Origin of the sequence: Rhizobium sp. 62_C5_N11_2, from assembly GCF_051811185.1 — a bacterium.
GTDB lineage: Bacteria > Pseudomonadota > Alphaproteobacteria > Rhizobiales > Rhizobiaceae > Rhizobium > Rhizobium leguminosarum.
In genome coordinates, this window is sequence record NZ_JBPWPW010000005.1 from 26,920 (window position 1) to 51,905 (window position 24,986).

General features: G+C 56.7%; 27 protein-coding genes and 3 pseudogenes. 3 read left to right on the forward strand and 27 right to left on the reverse strand.

The window, feature by feature from the left end; all coding sequences use genetic code 11:
* Positions 1 to 64: 64 nt before the first annotated feature.
* From tnpB (AB8B31_RS33790) to AB8B31_RS33920, 27 genes and pseudogenes are all read right to left on the reverse strand, one after another.
* Positions 65 to 412: an IS66 family insertion sequence element accessory protein TnpB gene (gene tnpB, locus AB8B31_RS33790; RefSeq protein ID WP_003574550.1), complete on the reverse strand. Its 348-nt coding sequence runs from the start codon at positions 410 to 412 to the stop codon at positions 65 to 67.
* Entirely contained in the window at positions 409 to 789 is a 381-nt protein-coding gene (gene tnpA, locus AB8B31_RS33795; RefSeq protein WP_096772384.1) for an IS66-like element accessory protein TnpA, read from the reverse strand. The genes tnpB (AB8B31_RS33790) and tnpA (AB8B31_RS33795) overlap by 4 nt, the downstream gene beginning before the upstream one ends.
* Before the next feature lie 78 nt (positions 790 to 867).
* Positions 868 to 972: pseudogene (locus tag AB8B31_RS33800) on the reverse strand (ATP-binding protein); the annotation flags it as partial.
* Entirely contained in the window at positions 962 to 2,482 is a 1,521-nt protein-coding gene (istA, locus tag AB8B31_RS33805) for an IS21 family transposase (RefSeq protein WP_141399585.1), read from the reverse strand. The gene istA and the pseudogene AB8B31_RS33800, both read right to left, overlap by 11 nt.
* A 72-nt stretch (positions 2,483 to 2,554) precedes the next feature.
* Positions 2,555 to 2,890, reverse strand: coding sequence for a hypothetical protein (locus AB8B31_RS33810; RefSeq protein WP_096772308.1), 336 nt, complete (start codon positions 2,888 to 2,890; stop codon positions 2,555 to 2,557).
* A 188-nt stretch (positions 2,891 to 3,078) separates the two neighbouring features.
* A pseudogene (locus AB8B31_RS33815) lies at positions 3,079 to 3,201 on the reverse strand (transposase domain-containing protein); the annotation flags it as partial.
* A gap of 114 nt (positions 3,202 to 3,315) precedes the next feature.
* The gene (locus AB8B31_RS33820) at positions 3,316 to 4,317 is read right to left on the reverse strand and encodes a tyrosine-type recombinase/integrase (RefSeq protein ID WP_096772358.1); all 1,002 of its coding nucleotides are present in this window, start codon (positions 4,315 to 4,317) and stop codon (positions 3,316 to 3,318) included.
* Complete coding sequence (locus tag AB8B31_RS33825) at positions 4,314 to 5,237, reverse strand: tyrosine-type recombinase/integrase (RefSeq protein WP_086083856.1); 924 nt, start codon at positions 5,235 to 5,237, stop codon at positions 4,314 to 4,316. Before AB8B31_RS33825 ends, AB8B31_RS33820 begins: the two co-directional genes overlap by 4 nt.
* Complete coding sequence (locus AB8B31_RS33830) at positions 5,234 to 6,475, reverse strand: site-specific integrase (protein ID WP_096772357.1); 1,242 nt, start codon at positions 6,473 to 6,475, stop codon at positions 5,234 to 5,236. The genes AB8B31_RS33825 and AB8B31_RS33830 overlap by 4 nt, the downstream gene beginning before the upstream one ends.
* Before the next feature lie 153 nt (positions 6,476 to 6,628).
* Positions 6,629 to 8,044, reverse strand: a pseudogene (tnpC, locus tag AB8B31_RS33835) (IS66 family transposase); the annotation flags it as partial.
* Positions 8,045 to 8,112: 68 nt separating this feature from the next.
* Positions 8,113 to 8,466, reverse strand: coding sequence for an IS66 family insertion sequence element accessory protein TnpB (gene tnpB, locus AB8B31_RS33840; protein WP_141399593.1), 354 nt, complete (start codon positions 8,464 to 8,466; stop codon positions 8,113 to 8,115).
* On the reverse strand, positions 8,463 to 8,846 hold the full coding sequence (locus AB8B31_RS33845; RefSeq protein WP_141399592.1) for a transposase: 384 nt from the start codon (positions 8,844 to 8,846) through the stop codon (positions 8,463 to 8,465). Before AB8B31_RS33845 ends, tnpB (AB8B31_RS33840) begins: the two co-directional genes overlap by 4 nt.
* Before the next feature lie 42 nt (positions 8,847 to 8,888).
* Positions 8,889 to 9,047, reverse strand: a complete 159-nt coding sequence (gene tnpB, locus AB8B31_RS33850) for an IS66 family insertion sequence element accessory protein TnpB (protein WP_096772346.1) — start codon at positions 9,045 to 9,047, stop codon at positions 8,889 to 8,891.
* On the reverse strand, positions 9,044 to 9,454 hold the full coding sequence (tnpA, locus tag AB8B31_RS33855; RefSeq protein WP_096772345.1) for an IS66-like element accessory protein TnpA: 411 nt from the start codon (positions 9,452 to 9,454) through the stop codon (positions 9,044 to 9,046). The genes tnpB (AB8B31_RS33850) and tnpA (AB8B31_RS33855) overlap by 4 nt, the downstream gene beginning before the upstream one ends.
* 63 nt (positions 9,455 to 9,517) lie before the next feature.
* Positions 9,518 to 9,910 carry a hypothetical protein gene (locus AB8B31_RS33860; RefSeq protein ID WP_096772344.1) on the reverse strand — a complete coding sequence of 131 codons (393 nt, stop codon included), beginning with the start codon at positions 9,908 to 9,910 and terminating at the stop codon, positions 9,518 to 9,520.
* 75 nt (positions 9,911 to 9,985) lie between these two features.
* Entirely contained in the window at positions 9,986 to 10,846 is an 861-nt protein-coding gene (locus tag AB8B31_RS33865) for a hypothetical protein (protein WP_141399591.1), read from the reverse strand.
* The gene (locus AB8B31_RS33870; RefSeq protein ID WP_239619770.1) at positions 10,800 to 11,822 is read right to left on the reverse strand and encodes a hypothetical protein; all 1,023 of its coding nucleotides are present in this window, start codon (positions 11,820 to 11,822) and stop codon (positions 10,800 to 10,802) included. The genes AB8B31_RS33865 and AB8B31_RS33870 overlap by 47 nt, the downstream gene beginning before the upstream one ends.
* Positions 11,823 to 11,912: 90 nt before the next feature.
* The gene (locus tag AB8B31_RS33875; RefSeq protein ID WP_239619771.1) at positions 11,913 to 12,677 is read right to left on the reverse strand and encodes a hypothetical protein; all 765 of its coding nucleotides are present in this window, start codon (positions 12,675 to 12,677) and stop codon (positions 11,913 to 11,915) included.
* A gap of 53 nt (positions 12,678 to 12,730) precedes the next feature.
* On the reverse strand, positions 12,731 to 13,945 hold the full coding sequence (locus AB8B31_RS33880) for a hypothetical protein (RefSeq protein ID WP_239619772.1): 1,215 nt from the start codon (positions 13,943 to 13,945) through the stop codon (positions 12,731 to 12,733).
* A complete protein-coding gene (locus AB8B31_RS33885; protein ID WP_096772215.1) occupies positions 13,942 to 14,430 on the reverse strand; it encodes a hypothetical protein in 489 nt (162 codons plus the stop codon). The genes AB8B31_RS33880 and AB8B31_RS33885 overlap by 4 nt, the downstream gene beginning before the upstream one ends.
* Positions 14,420 to 15,340, reverse strand: a complete 921-nt coding sequence (locus tag AB8B31_RS33890; protein WP_239619773.1) for a hypothetical protein — start codon at positions 15,338 to 15,340, stop codon at positions 14,420 to 14,422. The genes AB8B31_RS33885 and AB8B31_RS33890 overlap by 11 nt, the downstream gene beginning before the upstream one ends.
* A 241-nt stretch (positions 15,341 to 15,581) precedes the next feature.
* A complete protein-coding gene (locus AB8B31_RS33895) occupies positions 15,582 to 17,285 on the reverse strand; it encodes an ATP-binding protein (protein WP_096772214.1) in 1,704 nt (567 codons plus the stop codon).
* Entirely contained in the window at positions 17,282 to 18,568 is a 1,287-nt protein-coding gene (locus AB8B31_RS33900; protein WP_239619774.1) for an SIR2 family protein, read from the reverse strand. The genes AB8B31_RS33895 and AB8B31_RS33900 overlap by 4 nt, the downstream gene beginning before the upstream one ends.
* A 466-nt stretch (positions 18,569 to 19,034) precedes the next feature.
* Positions 19,035 to 19,301 carry a DUF982 domain-containing protein gene (locus tag AB8B31_RS33905; protein WP_096772213.1) on the reverse strand — a complete coding sequence of 89 codons (267 nt, stop codon included), beginning with the start codon at positions 19,299 to 19,301 and terminating at the stop codon, positions 19,035 to 19,037.
* A gap of 181 nt (positions 19,302 to 19,482) precedes the next feature.
* Positions 19,483 to 19,980, reverse strand: a complete 498-nt coding sequence (locus AB8B31_RS33910; protein WP_096772212.1) for a hypothetical protein — start codon at positions 19,978 to 19,980, stop codon at positions 19,483 to 19,485.
* A 1-nt stretch (position 19,981) separates the two neighbouring features.
* Entirely contained in the window at positions 19,982 to 20,854 is an 873-nt protein-coding gene (locus AB8B31_RS33915; RefSeq protein WP_096772211.1) for a PGN_0703 family putative restriction endonuclease, read from the reverse strand.
* Positions 20,855 to 20,945: 91 nt separating this feature from the next.
* Complete coding sequence (locus AB8B31_RS33920) at positions 20,946 to 21,671, reverse strand: DUF2726 domain-containing protein (RefSeq protein WP_096772210.1); 726 nt, start codon at positions 21,669 to 21,671, stop codon at positions 20,946 to 20,948.
* Positions 21,672 to 22,272: 601 nt separating this feature from the next.
* On the opposite strand from AB8B31_RS33920, the gene AB8B31_RS33925 reads away from it, so the two are divergent.
* From AB8B31_RS33925 to AB8B31_RS33935, 3 genes are all read left to right on the forward strand, one after another.
* Positions 22,273 to 22,974, forward strand: coding sequence for a hypothetical protein (locus AB8B31_RS33925; RefSeq protein ID WP_143540782.1), 702 nt, complete (start codon positions 22,273 to 22,275; stop codon positions 22,972 to 22,974).
* A gap of 262 nt (positions 22,975 to 23,236) precedes the next feature.
* Positions 23,237 to 23,809 (forward strand): toxin-activating lysine-acyltransferase, encoded by a 573-nt coding sequence (locus AB8B31_RS33930; RefSeq protein ID WP_096772207.1) that lies wholly within the window; start codon positions 23,237 to 23,239, stop codon positions 23,807 to 23,809.
* 319 nt (positions 23,810 to 24,128) lie between these two features.
* Positions 24,129 to 24,701, forward strand: a complete 573-nt coding sequence (locus AB8B31_RS33935) for a hypothetical protein (RefSeq protein WP_179874269.1) — start codon at positions 24,129 to 24,131, stop codon at positions 24,699 to 24,701.
* Positions 24,702 to 24,986 lie beyond the last annotated feature (285 nt).

Sequence of the window (24,986 nt, forward strand, 5' to 3'; positions counted from 1 at the left end):
ACGTAGCCGATTTGCGCCGGAAGCGCTAGCATTATGCTCCGGATGTCCTTGCAAAATATAGCTTTTAACCCGTTCGACCGGGAGCGGAAGTCCACGCAGGTCGGCGCCAGTCGATCCCCTCAACAAGCATCGACAACTGAGCTTGCGTCAGATGCGCAACCCCATCTTTCGCTGTCGGCCAGGGAAAGTATCCGCGTTCCAAAATTTTGTAAAACAGGCAGAACCCTTGGCCATCCCACCATAAAAGTTTGATCCGATCAGCGCGTTTTCCGCGGAAGCCGAAGATTGCGCCGGAGCCCGGCACCTCCTTGATAGCCGTCTCGACAAGCGCGGACAGTCCATCAATGCCACGCCGCATGTCGGTCACCCCGCAGGCCAGATAAACCCGCACATTCCCCGAAGGCCCGATCATGCCGCCTCCACACAAGCGACCAGTGACGATAGCACTTCGAGATCCATGTCCGCTGCAATTCTCAGTAAGCGGCCATTCCTCAGGACGATTTCAACGTCTTTGCATCTCGGCCGAGCACTGCTCCTCTTAGAGCCTTCACTCACGCACTCCGACGCTCCGATAAGCGATACCGGGATGAACGATGCGGTCTGGGGAGATTCGGGTGGCAAGAGCTTCTTTCGCCAGGCGTAAATCTGCTGCGGAAGAACGTCGTGCCGGCGCGCCACATCCGAAACGGTGCCATCCGCGCTGAACGCTTCTTGCAATATCGAAAGCTTCAGTTCCGTCGACCATCGACGTTGTCGCTCGGCACCCGTCAGGATCTCAACCTTGGCCATTCATACCCTGTTACGTCACAAATGAATCATCTGTGTCGTAACTTGCGCCAATCCCACACCTAACCAAAATCCGCTCACCGGACGCTCACGCTCGATCAGGTCCGTGACGGCTTGAGACATGCCATACATCTTCAGGCTACGCAGCATGATGACGACGGCGGCGCTGGCAGGATCATGACGCATGACGACCTCCTACGATCCGGACCCGCAGACCGTCATAGCGTTCTACATTGGCCTTGGGTTCAAGCAGCAAGGTCAGCGCCTGTGGCGTGTCGATGTCAGGACCATCAGTCGTCTTCCCATCGATCAGACGATGCAGCAGGTTCAGCACATGCGTCTTGGTCGCGACGCCTTGATCCAGAGCCAGTTCCACAGCCCTGACGACAACCTGTTCGTCGTGATGAAGAACCAGAGCGAGGATGTCGGCCATCTCCCGATCACCACCGGGGCGGCGAAGCATCTGATCCTGCAGTTGTCGAAAGCCCGGCGGCAATTCCAGGAAGGGTGCGCCATTGCGCAAAGCACCGGGCTTGCGCTGGATGACGGCAAGGTAATGCCGCCAGTCATAAATCGTCCGTGGTGGTTTGTCGTGGCTGCGTTCTATGATCCGCGGATGTTCGCAGAGGATATTGCCCTCGGCTGCAACGACCAGCCGCTCGGGATAAATCCGCAGGCTGACGGGCCGGTTCGCAAATGATGCAGGCACACTGTAACGATTACGCTCGAAGGTGATCAAGCATGTCGGTGAGACGCGCTTGCTCTGCTCGACGAAGCCGTCAAACATGGCGGGCAATGCCATTAAGGCAGGCTGCTCATCACCCCAAACATCTGCGATCGAACCGGACAAGGTGCCATGCGGTGTCTCGCGCCACAGGTCCTGGCAATGCTGTTCCAGCCATGCGTTCAACGCCGCTAAATCTGGAAAGTCCGGCATCTGTTGCCACAGCCGTGGTCGGGCATCCTGGACGTTCTTCTCGACCTGGCCTTTCTCCCAGCCTGCGGCGGGATTGCAGAACTCGGGCGCAAAGACGTAGTGGTTCGTCATCGCCTGGAAGCGGACGTTGACCTGCCGTTCCTTGCCGCGGCCAACACGATCGACCGCGGTCTTCATGTTATCATAGATGCCGCGACCAGGTACGCCGCCGAACACGCGGAACCCGTGCCAGTGAGCGTCGAAGAGCATCTCGTGCGTCTGCAGCAGGTAAGCTCTGACCAGAAAGGCGCGACTGTGTGATAGCTTGATATGGGCGACCTGAAGCTTCGTGCGCTCGCCGCCGATTACGGCATAGTCCTCACTCCAATCGAATTGGAATGCTTCGCCTGGGCGGAAAGACAGCGGAACGAATATGCCGCGGCCCGCCGTCTGCTGCTCAACCCGCCACTCACGGGCGAACGCGGCGACCCGTCCATAGGAGCCGGTAAAGCCGAGAACCACCAGATCGGCATGAAGCTGCTTCAGCGTTCGGCGCTGCTTGCGCGACCTTCCGGCCTCGGTCTGCAGCCAGCCAGCAAGTTTGTCGGCAAAAGGATCAAGCTTGCTCGGTCGTTCCGGTACCGTGAACGTCGGCTCGATCGTACCGGCACTCAAATACTTCGCGATCGTGTTGCGTGACAGTCCAGTGCGCCGGCTGATCTCGCGGATCGACTGCTTCTCGCGCAGCGCCATCCGACGGATGATGTTTAAAAGTCCCATGTGGATCACTCCGTTGCCCCCGTCGCTCTCCGCGTTGGGGGAAGGTTCACATGGCTCAATTCTCAATGGAAATTATGCGCCTAACCGGCTCAGTTCTGCGTGGAAACCAACAAATGTCGTAACAAGGTTCCCTTTTGGCAATGGCGAGGACATGGAAACGCGATGCGAACCGATATCCTCAAGGGTGACATTCTCCATCTGGACCCGATACGCCGCCCCGTCGAAGGCGACGAAGTTGCCGTCTCGAATGGCCCAGAATGGCCCCTCACATCCAGTCCCAATGTAGTGAAGTTCGCTTTCGGCAAATTTGCTCACTACTGCGGTCGCCCTGTTGTCCGAGCACGAAGCCGCCACGAGAAGGCCAGCAAAAAGCACACAGCGAAATAAGCGATAATGAATCTGCTGCACGCTCCGCCTCTCTGGAACTGTATTGGTTAGCGCCGAACGGCCACCTGGGCAGGGTAACGGTGATCAAGAAACAGGTCGTTAAAGGCACAGGATCAATTTTACCCAGTTCCTGGAGACCGAATCTAGAGCCAAACACATAGCTGCGTCGTCGTTTCGCTAACGGGCCGACGAAAGCCTTCAAACACCCATTATGCTAAGGAGTAATTCCACGGCAGGAGACCCTCAATCTGGCGCTGCTTGTGACCGTTGGCAATGGCGGTGAGTGTGCAGGTCAAATAGGCAAGCGGATCGACAGTATTGAGCTTACACGTTTATGCCGACCGGCGAACTATGCCGAGTGCGTCTTCTGGCAGGAACGGCAAACCGTGCGTTCCGAGCCAGTTTGGCGGGTCGCCGTTGTTTGGCACTCGGCATAGTTCTCATGCTCAGAGGGTGTTCAGGAATTCCAGAAGCCGGTCGCTTGGTCGAAATCGCTCGGCCTTGGCGCCTTCGTACGGCTTCAGCTTTGCGAGTGCAGATTCCTTCAGTTCGAGATGCGCATGAAGATAGGTCAACGTCGTTTCCATCGCTTCATGGCCCAACCACAGGGCAATGACGGAGCAGTCGACGCCCGCCTGCAGCAACTCCATGGCAGCAGAGTGCCGCAAGACATGGGGCGACACCCGCTTTGAGCGAAGGGAGACGCAGTGCTCACGTGCTTTGGCGACATATTTGTTCAGCAGTGCCTGCACGCCGTCGGCGCTGAGCCTGCCACCGTGCGTATTCGGAAAGAGGGCTGTTGAGCCTCGCTTCCCTGGTTCCTTGAGCCAATAACGGAGGGCTTGCTGTGCAACCTTTGTGAGCGGCGTACTTCGCTCTTTGCGGCCCTTGCCGATGCATTGCACATGCGCACCGCGGCCGAGCATTACCGAATCTCGGTCAAGGTCGATGATCTCCGAGACCCGCAGCCCCGTTTGGGCGGCCAGTAACAGCAGAGTGTAGTCGCGGCGTCCCAGCCACGTGCTTCGATCCGTGCAGTCCAGGATCGCTTCAATCTCGGGCCTAGTTAGAAACTGAAGCTGCCGCTTGTCACATCGCTTGCTGGGGATCGCGAGCACACGCTGAATGTGGGCGCTATGTGCCGGCTCCTCGAACGCCGCATATCGGAAGAAAGAGCGGATGGCTGTAAGGCGGAGATTCCGGGTCCGCACCGAGGCGGATCTCTTCGTCTCAAGATCCTCCAGGAATGCGCCGATGAAGGGAGCGTCCAAATCCCGCAGCGTCAACTCCGATGGGGATCTCCCAAGGCGCGTCTGTGCGAACGCAAACAGGAGCCTGAAGGTGTCGCGATAGGAGGCGATGGTGTTAGAACTTACACCTCGATGCTTCATGAGCCGATCTGTGAACCACCGCTCGATCAGCACGGCCAGGTCTTTCGTGCGTCTCATGACCGTACCTCCCAGCGCTTATTCAATCGCCGTACGGCATGGTTCATCAGTTCCGGCGTGGCGGACAGATACCAATAGGTGTCGCGAACATTCGCATGGCCGAGGAAGGTCGAGAGAACCGGCAGCTCGCGTTCCACATCTTCGCCGGCGCGATGCCAGTTGATCAGGGTCTGGACGGCGAAACGGTGACGAAGATCATGAATCCGTGGGCCATCTCGTTTCCCCTCCTGCCGTAATCCGATTTGCCGAGATAGTCGCCAGAACACGCGGTGCACGTATTGATGCAGCAATCTGCCGCCCTGTTCGGCGACGAAGAAATAGGGACTACGCGGCGTACCAAGGTGTGCATCGCGTCGGGCGGCATAGCCTGAAAGGACAGCAATTGTCGTGGCATGCAGCGGCACCAGCCGTGACTTGCCAAACTTTGTCTCTCGGATGGTGAGGACGCCCTGGTCGAGATCTACATCGGCCCGGAGCAGGCTGAGCGCTTCGGAATGGCGCAGTCCGGCGACCGCTATCAGCCCGAACAGGCAGTGATATGTCCAGCGCCGCAGGGCGTTGGCCGGCGGCAACGACAGTGCTGCCGCCAGAAGTGCCTGAATCTCGACCTCACTATAGATGTAGGGTTTTGTCCGCCGTGCCGGCGCCACAGCGTCGCTCGGTGGCACTTCCGTCAAAGGATCGAAATGACTGAGGTGCTGGGCAAAGCAGCGCACATCAGCCAGTCGGATTGACCAACTCGGCTGCCGGCCCATCGAGGTGACCCACTCCATTGCCAGGTCCGCCGTGATGGTCTCGGCGCCGCGGGCTTCCATGAAAGCGACGAACTCCGACAATCGTTTTGCCGGACCGTCATATTTGTATCCCAGCCCTTGGCGCATGCCGATGTAGCGCTCAAGCGCGGTGCGAAGCCGGCTCATTGGACACCTCCCGGCCAGGGTAGGCTCAGTTCCCGCAGCTTCTCAATATCGAGCTTTGCATAGATTCTTGTACTGTCGATGCTTCGATGGCGGAGCAGTTGACCGATCTCGGCAAAGCTGGCGCCCGACCGCAAAAGGTCGGTCGCAAGGCTGTGGCGGAAAAGATGGGCACCGTGATGCGCATAGCCGTCAATGCCTGCCCGTTCGAGTGCCTGCTTCGCGATCATCGTGATGGCGCAGCCGGAGGCAAAGCCCACATGCGGCGCAAGTGTTCGCAAGAAGACTCGCCGACATGCCGAAGCTGGGCGCCCATGCCGGATATAAGCGACGATCGCTGTTCCGACGTCGTGACGCAGCGGCATAGTCGCTTGTCGTCGTCCCTTTCCGTGTACGAGGATCGTGCCCGACTGCCAGTCGATATCGTCAAGATTGAGGGTGGCCACTTCGCTGGCGCGCAAACCGAGCTTGGCGAGGATCATCAGAACCGCATAGTCCCGACGACCCATTGCCGTCGTCCGATCGCAGGCATCGAGAACCTTCTGGACTTTCTCGGGCGGCAGGAAGGTTGGAAGGCCGGCAAGTCGCCAGCGGCGGATGGACGGCACACAGTCAGCGAGCGGCGTCGAGATGAAGCCCTTCAGATGCAAATAGCGCAGGAAAGCACGCACAACCCCGCACATGGCTTTGCCACTGTCGGCGGAACCGTCGAGCGCATGTCGCTCGACATAACCGATAACGATCTCCGGGGTGAGCGCTGCAAACTCGTCTGCGCCGAAAGGACACACCTCCCGGAGAAATCGAAGCGACAGAAGCTTGTGGCTCCCCACTGTCGCGGCGGCGAGCCCTCTCTCATTCGAGAGATATTGCCCGAATACATCGACGATCATCTCGTGCTCACTGCGCTGAATCGGAAGCGCGGCTGGTATTAAGCCTTTCTCCCGTAACGCCAAAAGCAAGCGGCGGAGCGCCGATCGATCGCCCGAGTCGGGCTTCCAGTGTTTGAAACGATGCTCAAGAAAGCGGTCGGCGTGAACCTCATTCAAATCCTGCGGAGCATGTCCATTGCCAACATGCCAGTCCATCAGATCCCGAAACAGGCTCAGCGACCGCCACGTGCATTGCCGCCCCAAACCTTCGTTCGACATTTTGGCGGCGTAAACGCCCGCAAACTCCCGATACGGACCGTAGACCAGCTTCCGGTATAGGGCGCTGCGATTCAAATAGTCAGTTGCGTTCATGTGTCCTCTCCTTCGCGACAATTGCGACGGAGAGACCCTAAGCTATGCCGACTAGGCGGCCGCTATGGTGCTGGAAACGTTGGCAAAAAGTTGATTAATCGGCATAGTTCGCCGGTCGGCATAAACCGCCTTATGCCGCGCGCGGCATAAGGCAGTCTCGATGAGCGAGGCGATGGTCGCCCAGTTCTCCGCCCCGGCGTCATGTCCGGCGAAGAGAGCATTCTTCCGGTTGAGGGCTATCGGCCGGATGGTTCTCTCGACGGTGTTGTTGTCGATCTCGATGCGGCCATTAGTCAGGAAGACACAGAGGCCGTCCCAGTATTTGGCGATATAGGCCAGAGCTTCGCCAAGCGGCGACTTGCCAGCGACGCGGGCGCGATGCTGCGTCAGCCACATCCGCATGTCGGCGATCAATGGCGCTGATCGCTCCTGTCGCCCGGCCAGGCGAGCCTCTGGGGAACGACCCCGCAGCTCGTCTTCCATGCGATAGAGTTCGCCGATCCGCTTCACGCCTTCCGCGGCAATCGGTGCCGAGCCGTTGCGGGTGATCTCGACCAGTTTACGCCGGGCATGCGCCCAACAATAGGCTAGCCGGATGTCGGGACCGACACGGTCCGGTGCGATCAACCGATTATATCCGGCATAGCCGTCCACCTGAAGGACGCCCGTGAACCCCTGTAATATCCGCTCGGCATGTAACCCGCCGCGACCTGGAGCATAGGTGAAGGCTACACCAGGAGGCGCACCTCCGCCCCAAGGTCGGTCATCACGGGCCAGGGCCCAGAAGTATCCGGTCTTGGTTCTGCGTGAGCCGGGATCGAGGACCGGCGCATGGGTCTCGTCCATGAACAGCTTCGTCGACCGCTTCAGATCGGCAATCAATGCGTCAAAGACCGGGCGCAGTTCGAAAGCAGCCCGACCGACCCAATCGGCGAGTGTGGATCGGTCGAGATCAAGGCCCTGGCGGCTCATTATCTGGGCCTGCCGGTAGAGCGGCAGATGATCGGCGTATTTGGACACCAGCACATGAGCGATGGTCGCTTCTGTCGGCAATCCGGCCTGAATCAATCGGGCGGGAGCCGGAGCCTGAGTAACGCCGTCGGTGCAAGAACGGCAGGCATATTTGGGGCGACGGGTGACGACGACACGGAACTGCGCCGGAATGACATCCAGCCGCTCGGAGACGTCCTCGCCGATGCAATGCAAGCCTCCGCCGCAAGCGCAGATCAGGTTTTCCGGCTTGATGATCTCCTCGACGCGAGGAAGGTGGGCGGGCAGAGAACCGCGATTGATGGCGCGGGGTTTGGGGTGCGGCTTCCCAGAAGGGCTATCGGCTTCGTCTTCGGCGTGGATGGTTGCAATGGCCGTTTCCAGGTCTTCCAGCGCAAGATCGAATTGCTCTGGGTCAGCTTTCTCGGATTTGCGGCCGAAGGCGGCTTGCTTGAAGGCGGCGACCAGCTTCTCTAGCCGCTCGATCCGTTCATCCTTGCGAACTTCACGCGCTTGCGCCGCGATCAGCATCGCCTTCAAGGCAGCAATATCGTCGGGAAGATTGGCGGCGTCCAACATGGCCGAAGTCTATCAAAGCTAGCGTCGCTTCGCCGTTGGAATTTACCGCCCGAGTCATCGTGCCGCATCTATTCGATGGCATCCGGCGCTCTTGCCTCCATGGAACGGACACGACGCCAGTCGAGGCCTGCAAACAGCGCCTCGAACTGAGCATGGCCCAACGTCATCAGGCCATCTTTGATGCCCGGCCAGGTGAACGTGTGCTCCTCCAGCCGCTTGTAGGCCATCACCAGACCGCTGCCATCCCAGTAGATCAGCTTCAGGCGATCCGCCTTGCGCGAGCGGAATACGAAGACCGTCCCTGTAAAAGGGTCCTTGTGCAGCTCGTTTTTGACCAGCGCTGCCAGGCCATCGTGGCCCTTGCGGAAGTCGACCGGTTTGGTCGCCACCATGATCCGAACCCGGTTCGATGGAAAGATCATGCCGGAACAGCGCAGGCACGCGCGACAGCAGCGATGCGGGCGGCAGACGCGCCCTCTTCCAGGCGGATCGTGACCGAACCGACGATGATCTCGGGGCGGCTAGTCTTGATCAGCGGCTCCAAAACGGGTGGATTGACGACTACCGCTGCGAACTCCACAGCATTCTCGGGTGCAGGCAGAACAAGCTTGCCCTGCCGCGCCATCGTCCGCCAAGTCGAAAGGCGGTTCGCCCGCAATCCAAAGCGTTCAGCGACCTCATTCACCTTCGCACCGGGCCGAAGGCTCTCAGACACGATCTGCGCTTTGACCTCATCAGGCCAATGCCGATGAACCTCACGTCCAGACTTCCTGGTTGTGAGAAACTCCAATGTACTCTCCATGGAGAAACTCCCGTTGCTCGTCCATGGAAAGGCGATCACAGATCAGGGCGGCGAGGACAATGTGGGATCGGAACACCGGTTACACATCGGATCGCGCTTCAGTGTCTCTTGCACCATCAGAGACAGACCGGGAAAGCCCTTGCGCATGTCCGTATGGCCGGTCGCCAGCCAGACCTTCACACCAGCAGGAACCGGGATCATCGCCGACCCAGCACACAATCGAGAATGCGGCCAAGTGCCTCCGTGTCGATGTCGCTGTCCACACGGACACGACGACCGCGGCCCAGATCAATCGTCACATCGCTGCGCTTCCGGCGGGGATGCGATGAGGCCGGCGCTTCTGAGGCAGCGGGCTGGGCTGCCGGCGCGGCCTCCGAAACGATCACGGGCACCAAGGTGCTCGACACCTGCGTCGACGGCTCCTCGATCCGGCAGAGTTCCTTGCGCCACCGAAAGAGTTGGCTCACGTGGATGCCGGCCGCACGGGCAATCTCGGAAAGAACCGCACCAGGCTCAAGGCAGGCTGCAACCAGCCGCTCTTTGTCCTCGCGAGACCAGCGCCGACGGCGCTCGACAGACGTGATCACTTCAATCGGATGCTTGGTCATAGGACTACTCCTAGTGTTTGCACTAGGACTTCCGATGTTCGCATAAACCTCGCAAGACGGCCCTCACCGTGGGCTTACCTGCTTTCGAACTTCTGGAGGATAGCAATTTCCTCCGCCCTCATAGTTCCTGTGGACTGCGCGAGCCTGCTCGTTCGTCAGGACGTAGAACGTTGGTGCCATCGTCCTCAGATCGAGTTCGATGAAGATGAAGAAGTCCGCGTCGCCTTTCTTGTGCATTTCTACAGGCCAGCGGGTGATCTCAGTCGGCCGGCGCAGGAACTGCCGCGTCTTCACCTCGATCGATTTCGGCTGCCCACCGACGACAACAATGACATCGTGCCCAGGTGCGCCTTCGGGGCTCATATAGGCGGCCAGTCCGAGTGTGTTCAGCTTTGGTACGGTCAGCAGCTCGCCCAGCGTTCCGGATTGCGGGGACGATAGTTTTTCCAGCGTCATTGCTCTTCGTATTCTCCCAGAATCTCAATACGCGGACCACGTCCGGTCGCTTCACTCTCGGACGTGTCGAAGGTCTCAGGCATCGTCTGCCGCGGCCACATTTCGAAGGCGAGAGATGTAATCATCTACCCGGTCCAAAATGATTTCGAGACCGAGATAGCGAACGTAACCTCCTCCGCCCCGCTGGATAATGCCATCCAAGAAGATCTCGAAGGAATGACCATCACCCGCTAATCGAGTAACGAAGACCGCTCCACCACTCATGCCATCCAAAGGCTCTAAGTCCTCAGGATATCGCAACACGCCGCAGTTACTGCGGGACTCTAGGTGTCCCGACTTGCAGATCGGATGGATCCGCATCCCGCCATTCTCCATCACCATTCGCTGGAGATGGCTTGGCAAGCCTGAGGCTAAAGCTAAATCACCAGCGCGACCGATGTGGCGACGTTCGACGGGGAAGAACTGATGTCGTGAGTATGATGGTAGCATCTCATACTCGACCACACCGATCACATAGTCACTTTCATCCTCTGTGGAACCAGGCGAGAATAGGTATGTGTTGAACGGAATATTGGTGCTGTCGGTGCCATCGTCCATCAGCACTACCAGATAGTCCAAGCGGTCCTTAAAAGCCGCTGCTGTTTCACCCGCGATCGTTGCTATTTGGTGGCGCGTGAAGACGGCGAAATGTCGCCCTCGGTACTGGAAGAGAACGGCACTACCCTGAAGTCCAAACAGCAAACGGCGAGCAACCGCGCCATCCTGCAGCGTGAGCTCGAACCCATCCAGACCATAGTATTCGTCCCCAAGGGCGGCGAAACAAAGTGGTCGGATACATCGATCAGCGATCGTTGGCTCCTGTGGGTCTGTGAATCTCAGCATAGGAGGATCAATCCTTTCGACGGCGCGCACGAATTTCGTCAATTTGACGGTCAATTTCAGCCTCGGCGGCTGCGCAACTCTCCGCGAGATCCTCGCGGAATTGCAAGGTGTCTCTCAGGAAGTCGACATAGGTGGCGACGGCCAGATGTGTGTTGGCCTTAGAGCGCAAGCGCTGAACCCGCCGCTTCCATCCTGGAACGGGATCCTTCTTGATCGTCAGGCGGTAGTTGGCGGCGAGCCAATCAACAAGGTCATGGATAGATCTGCCGGAAAAGCCATTCTCGCTTGCGAACTTGTGACCCACAGGCGAGAAGGCCAGCCGCCATGTCTGGCAATTGATTGTCGCCTGATCTCGCGTGATCCCCTTCCCCTTGGGAAACACGCCAGTTGAGATGACATCGAGGTAAACATTGTTCTCAGTGATGATATAATCCATATAGTCCGCGAGCGCACCGATCGTCTTGCCTCTATCAAAATGGCACCGATCCTTCAGCGTTGCGCACGCCTTCTCGAAGTCACCTAGTTCGGCCGGATTGAGTCTGCTGCTGTTGAAATACTTCTTCGCGCGTTCCGGGATTACCATCTTATTGCCGTAGTAAAGACCACGCCCGGGAAACGCCTTCAGAATGTCGCAGGCTACCGAGAAGTAGAAATTAGCAATGGCTGGCAGGATGGCTTCGTGCTGGAGGCCGACATGGTACAGCTCGTTTCGGAACTCATGCATTATTGCAACTGTCCGCGCCTGTTCCTCTGTGACCATCTTCGCGATACGTGCAAACTTTAGCTTCGCGTCGAAAGACTGTCCGACAGCCTCGGCCAACTCCAGCTTATGGGGGTACGCCTCCTCTAAATGGTGCCAGCTCTTGAGGTGAGCATGCTTTTCTGTAGCGAGCCTATGGATTGCCAGCTCTACCGCATTGTCGGTCAGCATCAACGCAAACCGGGCATCATGAACGCCGCCCTTGTCGAGATGTTCGAGGGCCAGATCCATCTGGTCAAGGAGAGCCGCGTAAAAGCTGAGAGCTGTCATCTTAGGTCAATCTCGTCTGCCGCTCGTCGACCTCGCTCGACAGAGAAGTTGTTCATCTTCGGCTCCTGCCGGCGTCATGGCAGGTTCGCGTCAATCACCTGTCGAAATTGGTTGTAGGACGTGCCCTTTAAGAATGATCTTGGTGCAGTCAATCTCGCCTATTATCGGTGCTAGGATCGACAAATCCTCACTCGTGGAGAAAATCACTTGTTGTCCACGAGCCTTCGATGTCGCTGCTCGTCGCAAAAGCTGCTCGAAGCTGACCTTCGAAGATGATTGTTGGCGCGGTTCGTCGAAGACCAAAACACCTGGATGGTTCGTGCTGTAAGAAGCGGCGAGTTCGAGCAGCCCAAGCTGATACGCCCATTTCAATCTTATTGCGTCGCTTGCGGATGTTTCAAAACCGATCTCAAAACCCTCAACCTCGGGACGATACGTATCCTGGGAGATAGCAAGATCGTCGGGTTGAAAGGTTTTAAATCCAAACTGCCGCGCCTGTGCACGTAGCAATTCAGACAGACGGTTGAGCTTTGCCTTATCGCTGTCGGACAGCTCGTCGTCAGGAAGCGCGCTTCTCTGTTGAAGAAGCGTCGTATACTGCTCAGACAGGGTGCTGAAACTGCTCACCGCATCGTCAAAGAAAGACTGCAGTTCGGAAAAATCTCGAATCTTCCGTTCAATCAGAATTCGCTCTTCAATCGCTGAAGCCGAAACGCTCGTCGCCGGCGCTACTAAATCAGCTCTTAGTGTTCTTATTACCGTGTACGCTTCGCTGAGATCTCGATTTAGTTGTGAGAGTAATCCTTCACGCTCTCGATTTTCCTCTTCTTCGCGCCGAAGTATGTCTTCAAACATTCTGATTTCAGATTTGATGTATGAGATATTATCTTCGATTGGCATGATCGATGCTACGCATTTTGCGAAAGTAAAGTGTCCTGCAAGCCTTGTTCGCAGGTGGGGCACCGGTCAGGACTAAGTGACCATTGAACGCCTGAAAAGCGCTGTAGCTTTTGAACATCCTGGTTTTTTTGAAGATCTTCTCGCAAAGTCTGGATCCGCCGTGTCAGGGCGTCAACGTCTGCTAATTTTACCTGCTTCACGCCGTTTAACGAAAGGCGCTGGACATTGAGGCTCTCCGCGTGGGCGATCACCTCGGCGAGTTTGGCTTCTATGGCGGGGACATTGTCGGACACGACCGGCACTTCGGCTTGGGAAATAGTGTCGAGTTCGGACTTCAGCGATCTAAGATGGTCATCAAGTGGCGTCCAGCCAACTTGTGTTGCCACTGACACGAACGCTTTCGAGATCGCATTCAAATCAACGATCGGCTTCGTACCAAGTGCCTCAATGCGTGAGGCAGATCTGTTCAGCAGCTGGCTGAGGTCATGCCAATTTGTTTCCCATCTGCTGGTAAGAACGTTGATGCGTTGATTTAGCTGTTCACGTTTGCGCTCAATCTCGTAGGCTTCGAGCCCCGCGATGAACTCGACTGCTCGTTTGTGGACCTCTCGAATGCGAAAATATGTCGGAATGGCTGCGGGGATGGAGGACCACCCGGACTTTTGCTCCACCCAGAACAGCGGGAACACGGTTTCGAGATAGAGCTTGATATCTTCTTTCTCGTAGCCTCGAACGACGGGAAGCTCCCAGCCAAGAAAATTCTCGAGGAAATGATGGAAACCGTCCTCACGTTGAGCAGCCCCCGGGTCTCGCACGAAGAACTGCTGAGTCCGATACTGGCCTTCAGGTTCAGACAGACCAGGGCCGAATTTTACTGTTATCAGGCGGTCATCGAGTTTTGAGACGACAGGGCGATGGACTGTCGCTATTGTGCCGACTGAATTTTCCAGTTCGAGCATCACGTCAGATTCAACGACCCGCACGCTCTCGCCACTATCTGTCACAAGATGGCTTGTCATCGCGTGTGGAAGAGGGATCTCTCGACGAGGGCTCAGCATTCGTTCCAAACCAAGAACGTAAATCATCCCTTGAAGGCAGGTTGATTTACCCATGGTGTTGTCGGCCCAAAGAACATTTAGCCCGTCGGTGAAACCGAGTTCAACTCCGTACCAGCCCCGCTCTGTGAGCGCGCGAAGCCTTAGGCGTCTCAGTTTAAAAGTCATAGAAGATTCTCCGGACGCCAGACCGTTTTCATAAAGCCATCAGTTAGCTTCGGCGCCACCTCGGAAAGGAAGGCTCTCTCGGCGTCAAGTACGCCGCTAGCTTTGGCAATTGCCTCAGCTGCTTTGCGACCTTCGTCCGTCAAAACAACCACCGATCCTTTGTTAACGCTAACGAGACCCATCGAATGGCTGAGCGCTACCGCGCGGTTTAGCCAAGGCTCGACCCTTACGGATACGTCGAGTGGACGATACCGTCCCGCGATCAATCCTAGTGCCTCCTCTCGACCCTCCTCGAGTCGCACATTATGAGCAAGAAATTGGAGCTTCTGAAAACTCGCCTTTTTCCCTCGACTGTAAAATACACTTAGGAGCAGTATCGCCATTCCCCAAGCCATCCGCAGGTCGCCTGCGACAGGCTCTGGGCGGACGGTGAACGTGAACTTGGATGTATTAAGGATGTCTAAGAAAGGGCTTTCACGGGACATCTGGGAAATCCAATGGGCACTGCATTATCCATTCAGAGACGGTTCCGAACACGAGTTGATCGACGTTCTCAGGTGATAGGTTTGGCGCCGCACCCTTGATTGCTTCCTTCAGGTTCATAATCTCATCGTTCAGGATGCCACTGGCCGTAACTGCAGTGGGGCCGGCAAACTCTAAATGGCGCCTCCGGCTCGCAATCACCGTGGCAAGATTGTCATGTAACTCTGGTGCCTGAGAACGAAGTGCACTCATAAGCGCCGCGCCCTGCAGATGATAACGAGTAGCATCCGCAACCGCATCTTCAAGCTTTTGAGGAGTTGTACGCTTCGCCAGCTTCGTGCGAGCCGTTGACAGCAAATCCTGTGACCCCTTCTCCTTCTCCCAAGAGCTAATCTGCGGATTTGTCGGATTTGGAATGCTAAGTTTGATGAGCGACAGTTGCGCCGCATTCAGCGTTAGGGCGTCAGCGCCGAAAAATGCTTGATCATGAATAAGGACCTCAAAGTCAGTGTCGAGGTAAGGCAGTGCTTTCGATCGGAGCTCCGTCGTCTTGTTCGCGCAGTGTATGTTGACGTCCTTGCTGTCGTGTAATGGGCTGAGCAGGACCCATCTCTTTATCGGCGCGCCGAGGAAGAGTTTCGATACGATAACGTTGTTTTTTTGAAGCTTACCCAGATCCCTGGTGATCTTATCTTTTTGCTTCTTCGCGCGTTCAGCGACTCCGATCGGCTCTTCTACCGCGTAACACTGATATGCGACGCTGTCCTTGTTGCAGTAATAGTCGATACCAAGGTCGCCCTGATCTTTGGCGGGTACCTTGTGAACGTTTAAGACGCCATGCCGACAATTCAGGAGGCCAAGCGCAAATATCTCCCAGTCGTCGGGATTCCAAATAGTTGTTGTTGACGGCAAGACTTCCCCCAGTATTCAGTATAGGTAATCTACATGAAGGGCGGTTGCGTGCAATGGAAGATTGTCGGCCTTAGGTAGCATCACTTTGCTTTTTGATCTCATTGGTAAATGTTCGCTCTGCGGCACGTCGCCCAGACCGATTGGGCATGTTGAGATGGTTCGCTTCCTGGACAGCAGGCGCGGTCTTCCGCATCTTCTTTGGGTGATTGAGATTTGTAAGCATGCTTTCACCCCATCGCTCTTAGTCCGCCCTGGGCTGACGACTGGCCCAGTACGACGTGTATTTTGGCCCTTTGGAATCGGGCGGCGACGGGGGCTCGTGAATCAAAACAGGCACCGGCGCGGGAAGGTCTGGCCCGACGATTATGGCTTCTCCAGGCGCGAGAGTCGGGATGAACAGAGCGGCGTTGCGATCAAGATCGCCGCAGGCTTTCTCGACTGCATTGCGATCGTCTTCATTGGTCAGACGATGCACAATCAACGTGCCAAGTTGGCTGAGAACATCGGCCGGAATATCGCGAGGGCGTTGTGTGGCAAGGATGGTCGTCAGTCCGTATTTGCGACCTTCTTTGGCGATAAGCCCAAACGCTTCAAGTTTCACGCTGGCGTATTCGTCGCCGATGGTTCGGCCTAGGAATTGGTGTGCTTCATCCAGTAGTGTGATCATCGGTTTGTCTCGAAAGGTGTTCTGCCGGGCGCGGGCCAGGAGAAAGCGCCCGATGACATTCAGAAGGATTTCGCGCGTGTTGTGCTCGAACCTGACGTTTTTGAAGGATATTCGCAGGATGTCCTGCCTTTCGGACGCAAAGAATGCTTCCAGAACCTTTACTAAGGACTGTCCACGATTACCGAACAGGCATTCAAGCTCAGGGGTATGGATCAACGTGCGCATGCGCGCGATCAGGCTTTCGCAGTAGCCTACGGCCTGCTCATTGACCTTGCCCCAGTGGGTCGGATTGTCCCAATCCGTCGGCTGGACGCACTCCTGCTGAACCTGGTCGGGAAGGTTTTCAATGTCGAAGTGGCAAAGCGGACTGTGAATCACATCGCTATGCACTTCCAAAGCTTTCAGGAAGGGGCGGCGGTCCTTTTGCTTCTTAAGGAGCAGCTTTTTCTCATAGATCGTCACGCCTTCAAGCTGTCCCTCACTTTTCTTAACAAGCTTGAGGCTCTTGATCGCTTCGCGGAGTTTGGGGCCTTGACTTTGGCCCGATGGGCGAAACAAAGCAAACAGATCGTCCTCGGTCATGAACTGGTAGGGGAAATGAACCTGCTGGCTGCCGGCTTCTTCGTGGTCGAAGGCGTAGTGCTCCGATATGGCGGGGATTTCTGCAAATTCGCCGGTGGGATCAAAGAGAATGCATTTACCGCCAGCGGCTTTGACCTGCTGGAGTATGGTGGCCAGGGTCCAGCTCTTGCCGCCGCCCGTGGCGCCAAACACGCCGCAGTGGCGGCCGAAGAGCTTCTCAGGCGGCAGGCGCAAATGTACACCGCTGCCCGCATCGAGCGTGCCGATGTCGAGCGCGCTCGTACCGCTCGCCACCAGTGAATTTGCCATGAGCTCGCCGAACATCGACGGATCGGCCAGGTAAACCGCGTCGCCGACGCGGGGATGGTGGCGGATGCCACGGATGAGTTTGCTCTGGCGTTGATCGACTGACGCCAGCAGTTGCACCCTGCCGACCGGGTGAGGGTCGGGTTGCGTGCCCAGCGTCGGCTCGACGGTCAATCGCTCGGCGTCGGGCAGTTTGACTTCGACCAGTCGACCGAGAAGTTTCACGAGCTCGCAATCCACGAATACGAAGTCGCCGACGGCGCCGCGCGCAAGGGCACGGCGCTCCGGCCGGGCGGTGGCGTAAGGCAAGTTCACTTGCACCGTTGACGCCGTCACGACGGAAATCGTGCCGACATAGCGATCGGGATCAACCAGGCTGTGTTTGATCACGACTGTACCCCATCGCCGAAGCCTCTCGCGGCCTGCATACGGTCAAGATGGCGTTCGCGTTCGGTTTGCGCAACAAGATCAGGGATGGCTAGCGCCAAATCCTCAAAGCGGCCGCTGAGCAGTGTGATACGCTGATCGCCAATCCGCGCCAAGTGCTTGAACCTTTCGAAATAGTCGCTGATATGCTCGCGCACCGCGCTTTCCCCGGCGATGGTATGATCGCCTTTCTCCAAGACATCGTCTCTGAGAAAAGCCACGTCACACACGATCAGCTTGAGGCTCATATTGGCCTCCAGTGCCGCCATCACTGGCTTGCTCAGGTGGTCGTCGTTGAAGCCGAAGCCTGAGACGATCAGGGCGGTATCCGGCTCGCGCAGCGAGCTTTGAAACGCGCCCATCATATCAAGATAAGGAGGCTCAAACGCTTCCTGGTATTTGCTGTCGCGCGGAAAGATCAGGAGAGGCGTTTCCGAGCCTTCAGTCCGCACGATATCGGCACCGCTTCGCTTCCAGTCGATCGAGCCGTGGAGTTTGTAGAGATGGAACACGTTCTCGATATAGTCAGGCCCCTCCTTGGCATTCTCGCGGCGGACGATGTCGTGCGAGAAATGGCCGCGATCATAGATTTGCGGCATGGAATGGGAAAAGCCATCGATGATGGAGAAGCGCTGTGTCCGCGCGGCGTATTCAAAACACAAATCGTAGTTGGTCGTGAAAAATTTGGCGCGCGGCTTACGCACGCCGCGCCGCGCGATCTTACGGATGATCGTGCCGTGCGCCTTGAGGTCCGTATCCTTGTTGACGAAGCTGACGCGCTTGGAGATCGCCTTCTCGGCGGTTCCAATGAAGTTCGTGATTTTGGCGCTCTGGGCGTTGTCGAAGAGCTCGACATAAATTTTGCATTGGGTCAGCAATTTCTCAATGTTCTTTCCAATGTCCTTGGCTTTGGGGATGAGCTTGATCACTTCCTGGAATGTGTCGTCGGTGGCTGCGGTTTTGACCGCATCCCAAAGGTCGCCCATGCCGGGCGCGGTGAGAGCGTTCTGTGCGGTATTTCGTGCGCAGAATGATGCGCCGGCCCCGGTCAGCACCATCAGGTTCGAGGCGTTCATGGCGATGCTCAACGCAAGATCGATATCGCGGTTGGCGCCGAAACTGGTAGTTTTGCCATCGCCGTCAACTTGATCGGCGAACTCGACCCAGCCCTTGGCTGGGTTGAACAGCCGCAGATGATCGGCAGATGCCGGTAAATCCTTCCAGTATCCCAATGAATATCCCTCCATTTGCGATCTCGGTACGATCGCGCTATGCCCGTAATCGGAGCATGGCCGCAGACTACACGTCAAAATAAACTGTGTAAGCGTGTGGTGATAGATATTTGCAGGGGTTCGCGAGGCGAAAGACGCTGATATTTTTGCATGATCATTACGCAGACTTAGAGAGCGAGGTCATGCCGAGACAGCGGATGCTCAGTGCGAATGCACTCGATTGCCGTGGCGACAAGCTGTTCGCCGGCGTGTTTACCAAGAATGGAAGCCCGTAGGCAAACATTGGGATTGCCCATGGATTTCAGAGAGATGAGATTTTGGAACTTTCGCAGGTTGCGGGTTCGATTCCGCTCAAGGCGCACGGATGCCGAATATCGAGGTCTCCGGTTCTGCTCACACTAAGACAGCAACCTGAGTCTGTTCGCAGCGCGAGCCGCCCCACGCGGTGCGAACAGGTCGCTTTGCGCTTCTTCAACAGTTCTCATCGGTGAACGACGGTTAGTGCAGCAATACCAGCCTCATCGGCCGCACGCAGAAACGCTTCCCGGAATTGCTCCGGAGCAATCTGACCGCTGATCGCATCAACGCAGGCCTTCACCGCGCTGACGTATTCCTCGCCATCATCGGAAGGCCAGTCCGTGATCAGCATATGCGCTGCGTCGCCGAGCGTGCGAACGATCTTGTGGGCTGGCTGACCGCGCAGCGTAAGTCCAACGGGTGTGAATGTCGACGATGTATTCCAGTTCATTGCCCCCGACCCCTCAAGGCACGGATGCTGCGATCCCAAGCGGACTATACGCGCGCATTCTAAAAATCCGAATTAAGAATTATGGCTGCCACGTCGAGCGATGAAAGTCTGCCGCGCGGAGAAGTGAGGGCGCTCGACGACGAGGGGTAGGCCGCCACTAGCGCGATCACGCATGAAGTCGTCATTGGGCTTTGGGCAGATCGCTCCACCTTATCCTCAGCAGAGGTTTAGCCGTTTTAGGAAGCTTCGAGCGATCAACCATCCGCGATGAGACTTCAAAGTCGGCGTTGATCTTCACGACGAGCAGCTTGCTGAAATTCCCCGACACTTTCACGGAAACCTCATCGTTGGACTTGAACGGCGTGATGGTTTTGATCTCCACGTGATCGTTGCCAAGCCGCCCGTCGGCACCCTGCGCGTAGTTCTTGTTCAGCTTTATCCCGTAGGTGATGGCGCCGAACAGTTCGCCAATGACGCCGTACAGATCAAGATGACGACTTGTCTCACGGTGGTAGCTTTCGGCCAGTGCCAAGAGGTCCTGAAAATACGGGATCAGATGTCGGATAGCATTGGGATATTTGGCGCGCCACTCGTGGTATTGGAGTTGTTCTTCCACGTCGGACCAGGAAACCCACTCGCCGTCGTCATAGAAGGCTCGATTCCAGATATCAGCATCCATTTCAAACCTCTTGGAAGCCTGATTTTCGCGACGCTGCCCGTGCGATCTTATGATCTATCCATCCAGAAAGCGCGTCCCAGAGCGCTCGGTCTCGACCGGCTTGGCAGGCGATCGCAATGATCTGCTGGTAGGAGATAGGCGTGATCGCCCCTTGGCCGGCGAGGCCCGGATCCATCAGGCCCCGTATCGCTTTCCGCGCCGTTGGAAAGCTTGGGTGATCGGCAAAGGCTGCCAGGGCAGCCGCTTGAAGGTTTCGGCGCTTGCCTATCGCTGCCGCCAGCACGGCGTTGCGCATCCACTGATAGGCGTCTCCCCTAAAAGGACAGGGCGCATGGTCGACAACCGGATCGAGCTCGAAGACCTTTGGGATGTATTCCCAATAGCGGATGCTCTTGCCTGTCAGAGCGCATCGCGACCGCACGCCATTCCCCGGGTTGATTTGGTCTTCGTAGTTTCCGTTGCATTGACGTTGGCCTGAGCGAGAAGCAGCCGTTTGGCTACATTGTCCTCCGGGTTCGGTGAACTTGCACTCGATGACGAGTGCGGCCGCGGAGCCGACGGCAAGTGCATCGACTTGCGTGAGCCTGGGTTCTCCCAGAAGCCGATCGGTATCAGTCCACTCGAGTGTCACTGTCCATGGGCCACCCGGTGCCACTCCCACACGCTCGGCGATGGCGTCGAAAATGCGGTCGCGATCTGTGCTCATCTTAAGTGTGCCGAACACATCGATTGCGATGGCTTGCGACGAATGCGCCTTATAGGCCTGAATTCGATTGGTTCGATCACGATGCCAGGGAAACCCCTTCCAGTCCTTGATCGCTGCGCGACTGGCCGGAAACAGATTTTCGCGAACTGCCTGGAAATCGGAGATCATCCCCGGGTGCGCCTCACTTCCATCAAGGCAAGACGATCGTTTCTTTCGGTCGAAGAGGCTCGACCCTGCATGCGTTCGTGATGAGATCGCTTTAGGTGACACTCGGCTTGTCCACCAGCTTCTCGACCAATTGTCTGAGTTCCGACGGCGTCGTTTGGCCAGCCACCACCTCATAATAGCCGATCCCGGCGCGTCGCAGCGCCTCCTTCTTGACCGCGTCGCGCGCGGCCGCGGTGCCTTGGTGATGCGCTCCGCCCTGGTATTCGATGACGTGCCGTGGGTGGCAATTGCCGTCCACGAGCAGCAAGTCGACACGTTTGGAGTTGATGCAGCTGTAGGCCTCTGAGTCGGCACTTCGAAGGATCTCGCCCAATGAAACCTGAGCCATCACCTGCCAGGACGAATTGCAGCCGATCACGACACTGTCGAGTTCTCGAAACACCCGGGCTTCACTCTTGTTCAGCAATGGTTGGATGGTGAACTTCGAACGCATCACGATACGCAGTTGATCCGTGGCATCGATTGGCCGCGATAGCTGAGCAGCTGGGGTCTGAAGCCAGGGGCCCTGTATGACGCGCTCGTTCCAGCGCCTTTCTTCCCGGCGTGATCTGCTCCTCTCACGCCCCGGCTGTTTGCTCGTCGCGGTTAGGAACTGCTCAATGGCCATCCCAATGATAATGCCGACAAACAGCGCAGCGACTAACAGTTCCGGCTTTTCGAAGTCTGCAACGGTTATACCGCCCGAAACGCCGACTGCGGCAGCTCCGATGATCAGCCAAGGTGCTGCGAACAGCACCGACCTCTGGCGATATTGCATGCCCCTCTCCGGATTCCCCGCCAAGATAGTATGACGCTTTTACGATGTGCGGAAAGTTATCCAAAAGAATGGGGGCTCGCACGCATGAAGCTTCCCCCGGGGAACCGATATTGGCCCGCAGTCGACATCCGCTTCGGCCCAGGACGTTCCTACGTCGCTGGCGCGGCGAGAGATTTTCGAGGCCAGCACTTGGCTTGTTGCTATGGGGTTCACGTTTTGGGCCAGGAAGATCGCATAAAGGATCGAAGGGAACCCGCCGGCAGGTGAACAAAAGATAAAGCATGGCAGGCACATAGCTATTGATGCAGTTCGTATTCGAACCGTTCAAGGCGCGGCACCAGCCAATCCTTCTCACCGCTTTCGACCCGTTCAAGAGCTTCACAGGCAGAGGACTCTCGCAATCCAAACAGCTATCCGTCACTTCAGATCAAAACCCGCGTCCAACGCCGATGGACCAAATGCGAAAATTGAGAACAGACCAAGCGGCGAAGGAAAAACTCGATGATTTTCACCTATATCCGTAAAACTAGTTGTATTGCGTTAGCGAATCCTTGAGCTGCAGCGAGCATCGTCCGCTCACCTCGAGATGGATCTGGACTTGATGACCATTTTTGGCCAATCGCGCCTAACACGCATCACCTACGCCGTGCTGCTTCTGCTCATGTTCTGCTTCGATTTTGCGAAGGACCCGATCGAGCGCCTGATTATGGCCGAACATGATCAGGCAGCGCGTGAGTTAATGGCGCCACGCACAGGGACCGCCGTCGGAGGAGAGGTCAGCGGCAAAAACATGCCGCTGATGTTCAAAGGGCAAGAAGAGTTGGTGAAGCAGGTTGCAGCCTCCGGCCGCAAGCCGACGGCAGAGGACATGCAAAATTTCCGTGCTATGGCGGCCAAAGGGGCTATACAGATGGCCATGGGAACTGGAGCGGGCGATGCCGAAACAGCCAAGCTCGTTGCCCGCCGCTCCTTCTTCGAAACGCTTTACATGGTTGCCGCGATTGCGATGACAGCGATCACCATTGTAGGCCTGCTCTACATGGTATCGAGTCGGCTTCGCGACATTGGTTGGTCTCAATATCTGCTTTGGCTGCTGCTCGCGCCCGTCTTCTTACCGAGGTTTTTCGCAATTCCCTTGCCGACGCTTGCGATCCAGGGAATTACCTGTTTCTTCTACGGCATGCTTCTCGTTCTTGCCTTCATTCCCGGTGAGGACTCCAGCCCACCCGCCCGTTACAAGTTGGCCCAGCCGACATCGGCTAAACGTCGGCCGGGTCAGTTCGGGCGACTTGGCACGCAATAGCCGTAGCGGCTCGTGCGGCCGAGTCGGGACCCGGCCCGACTAGTCGACTGAGTTCGGTCGCTGACTTGTTGACGAGAGGGTATGCCTCATCCGTCAAGGGCCGGAAGAGGACACGGACGAAATTTTCACCCAAAGAGAGCATAGCGCGGCAATTTCACTTGCAATTGTACATTCAATTTGTAATGTCCATCTGGCAGTCGCGCATAGACCGATTGCAACTCTATCGAGCCATTTTGCTCGAAACCCATGGGGCTGGGGATACATGAATAACATTGCGACGGAAGCGTCGGCTAAATCAAGTCAAAACCCATTATCTGATGAAACCAAAAAGAAGCTTGCCGGAGCTAAGGCGGCATTGCAATCAACATTTGGGCAGGTTGTTCTAGCGATGAGCTCGGTGCCACGCTACCGCAGTCAGATGTTATCCGACCTCCATCATCTGGTTGTGGATCCCTTAATTAATGATCGTATCGCCATCGCGACACCCAAGGCCGTCACTGGCATTGAGCCGCCGGCGATCGCCATTTGGGCGACTGTCAGTGCCGAGGTTGATGCTCGTATTTCGGAGCAGGCTAAGGCGGGAGTGTTCCCGGCCCGCCTGAAGCCGGAAGACTGGAAGAGCGGTGAGGTCGTTTGGTTGCTCGACGTGATCGCGCCCACACGCGAGCTGGCAACGATGGTTCTGGCGAATTTTCATCAGGTTGCCAAGCGAGGAGACATCAAGATCCACCCGATGGTCGCCCATTTAGTCGATCGGGAAATCTTGGGAAAACTGACTAACGGTGTCACGTCAGCGGCTGCAAGCAGCGCTGAGTTTGGCAACGTGATGAACTGATCGAGCTGGCCGCCGAAACTCCAACAACAAATGTCAACTTTGAGCGCGCCTCGACCGGGTGTGCGATATCCGTTGCGGTGGGTTTGGCACCAACATGCAGACAGTGAGCGTGCTCGCGTCGCTTATAATGAAGGCTGTGCCCCTCATCGTAGCGAAAAACTCTTGATTGAAAAATGGGCAGCTAATGAAGCGTCGGTCGCTCTTGGCATCACTTTGCGCACTGCCTCTCGCGTCTTGCCAGGGTGAGAGTGCATCTGTTCGCTTTAAGGTTATTGCGTCGGCTACGGTGGATGGCCGACCGATTGAGAGTTCCTCGGTGATGGAAATCACCTATTCCAAGGTAACGCGCAGCCTTATCGGAAATGGTGGCGTCACACGTCTGTACGGCGAGGCGCTGATTTTCGATCTCGGAGACAAAAGTACGGCCTATATCCTGCCGGTCCAGCATGATCCGAACAACACTCTGACTCAAGTTTACGAAGCCGGAGTACTGACGAGCCTTGGCATCAAGAATAGCATTGGTTCGCTGTCGGAAGCGGACTTTGCAACACTACGCGATGCGAGCGGTCGCCGTCCCTTCAAGCTAAAAACGGGCAGACTGCCTGTGATTGTCTCGTTCAAGAACGAAACCGATCCCAAAACGATATTTGAAATCCAGTCCGCGGATTTCGGTCGATACTTCCCAGGTATCCACTTCACAGGTCTCGATATCGAAATAACGACTGACCCTATCACCAATAAATTGCGAGAACGGCTCCCCTGGCTCGATACCGCCGTGGCGCCCGGAAAAATTTTTCCACGCGATCCTCCAGGGGTCTCGCGCCCACGCAATGAACTGCCGTTTAGCTACATAATAACTCCCGCCAGATTCTTTGGAGATGGAAGCCGATGACAGAGACGCCCACCGACAAGAACGTAATGTTGGCCCTGCTTGCTCTGGATGCATATTCAAGGGGAGATAACCCGCAAGTTACAGACAAGGACGGGAACGAACTCTCCAATAGAATTGGAAATGCCCAAGTCGACAAGTTGTCCAGCGATGTACTTGACGGAACTGCAAGCATATCTGGTTTTAGCGCCACTTCCTATAAATGGACAGTTGGCGGGACTGCGGAAACGGTAATTGCCTATCGAGGCACGGATTTTATCACCAATGGCGGCTGGCCATCGATCGAGA

Bases quoted from the DNA above. Each gene is read 5' to 3' on its own strand.
- tnpA (WP_096772345.1), bottom strand. From the start codon at position 9,454: ATGACCAAGCATCCGATTGAAGTGATCACGTCTGTCGAGCGCCGTCGG.
- AB8B31_RS33870 (WP_239619770.1), bottom strand. From the start codon at position 11,822: ATGACAGCTCTCAGCTTTTACGCGGCTCTCCTTGACCAGATGGATCTG.
- AB8B31_RS33875 (WP_239619771.1), bottom strand. From the start codon at position 12,677: ATGTTTGAAGACATACTTCGGCGCGAAGAAGAGGAAAATCGAGAGCGT.
- tnpB (WP_003574550.1), bottom strand. From the start codon at position 412: ATGATCGGGCCTTCGGGGAATGTGCGGGTTTATCTGGCCTGCGGGGTG.
- AB8B31_RS33925 (WP_143540782.1), top strand. From the start codon at position 22,273: ATGACCATTTTTGGCCAATCGCGCCTAACACGCATCACCTACGCCGTG.
- AB8B31_RS33920 (WP_096772210.1), bottom strand. From the start codon at position 21,671: ATGCAATATCGCCAGAGGTCGGTGCTGTTCGCAGCACCTTGGCTGATC.
- tnpB (WP_096772346.1), bottom strand. From the start codon at position 9,047: ATGATCCCGGTTCCTGCTGGTGTGAAGGTCTGGCTGGCGACCGGCCAT.
- AB8B31_RS33880 (WP_239619772.1), bottom strand. From the start codon at position 13,945: ATGACTTTTAAACTGAGACGCCTAAGGCTTCGCGCGCTCACAGAGCGG.
- tnpB (WP_141399593.1), bottom strand. From the start codon at position 8,466: ATGATCTTTCCATCGAACCGGGTTCGGATCATGGTGGCGACCAAACCG.
- AB8B31_RS33915 (WP_096772211.1), bottom strand. From the start codon at position 20,854: ATGATCTCCGATTTCCAGGCAGTTCGCGAAAATCTGTTTCCGGCCAGT.
- AB8B31_RS33830 (WP_096772357.1), bottom strand. From the start codon at position 6,475: ATGAACGCAACTGACTATTTGAATCGCAGCGCCCTATACCGGAAGCTG.
- AB8B31_RS33900 (WP_239619774.1), bottom strand. From the start codon at position 18,568: ATGGAGGGATATTCATTGGGATACTGGAAGGATTTACCGGCATCTGCC.
- AB8B31_RS33930 (WP_096772207.1), top strand. From the start codon at position 23,237: ATGAATAACATTGCGACGGAAGCGTCGGCTAAATCAAGTCAAAACCCA.
- AB8B31_RS33935 (WP_179874269.1), top strand. From the start codon at position 24,129: ATGGAAATCACCTATTCCAAGGTAACGCGCAGCCTTATCGGAAATGGT.
- AB8B31_RS33860 (WP_096772344.1), bottom strand. From the start codon at position 9,910: ATGACGCTGGAAAAACTATCGTCCCCGCAATCCGGAACGCTGGGCGAG.
- AB8B31_RS33910 (WP_096772212.1), bottom strand. From the start codon at position 19,980: ATGGATGCTGATATCTGGAATCGAGCCTTCTATGACGACGGCGAGTGG.
- AB8B31_RS33885 (WP_096772215.1), bottom strand. From the start codon at position 14,430: ATGTCCCGTGAAAGCCCTTTCTTAGACATCCTTAATACATCCAAGTTC.
- AB8B31_RS33825 (WP_086083856.1), bottom strand. From the start codon at position 5,237: ATGAGCCGGCTTCGCACCGCGCTTGAGCGCTACATCGGCATGCGCCAA.
- AB8B31_RS33905 (WP_096772213.1), bottom strand. From the start codon at position 19,301: ATGAACTGGAATACATCGTCGACATTCACACCCGTTGGACTTACGCTG.
- AB8B31_RS33845 (WP_141399592.1), bottom strand. From the start codon at position 8,846: ATGGAGAGTACATTGGAGTTTCTCACAACCAGGAAGTCTGGACGTGAG.
- istA (WP_141399585.1), bottom strand. From the start codon at position 2,482: ATGGGACTTTTAAACATCATCCGTCGGATGGCGCTGCGCGAGAAGCAG.
- tnpA (WP_096772384.1), bottom strand. From the start codon at position 789: ATGGCCAAGGTTGAGATCCTGACGGGTGCCGAGCGACAACGTCGATGG.
- AB8B31_RS33820 (WP_096772358.1), bottom strand. From the start codon at position 4,317: ATGAGACGCACGAAAGACCTGGCCGTGCTGATCGAGCGGTGGTTCACA.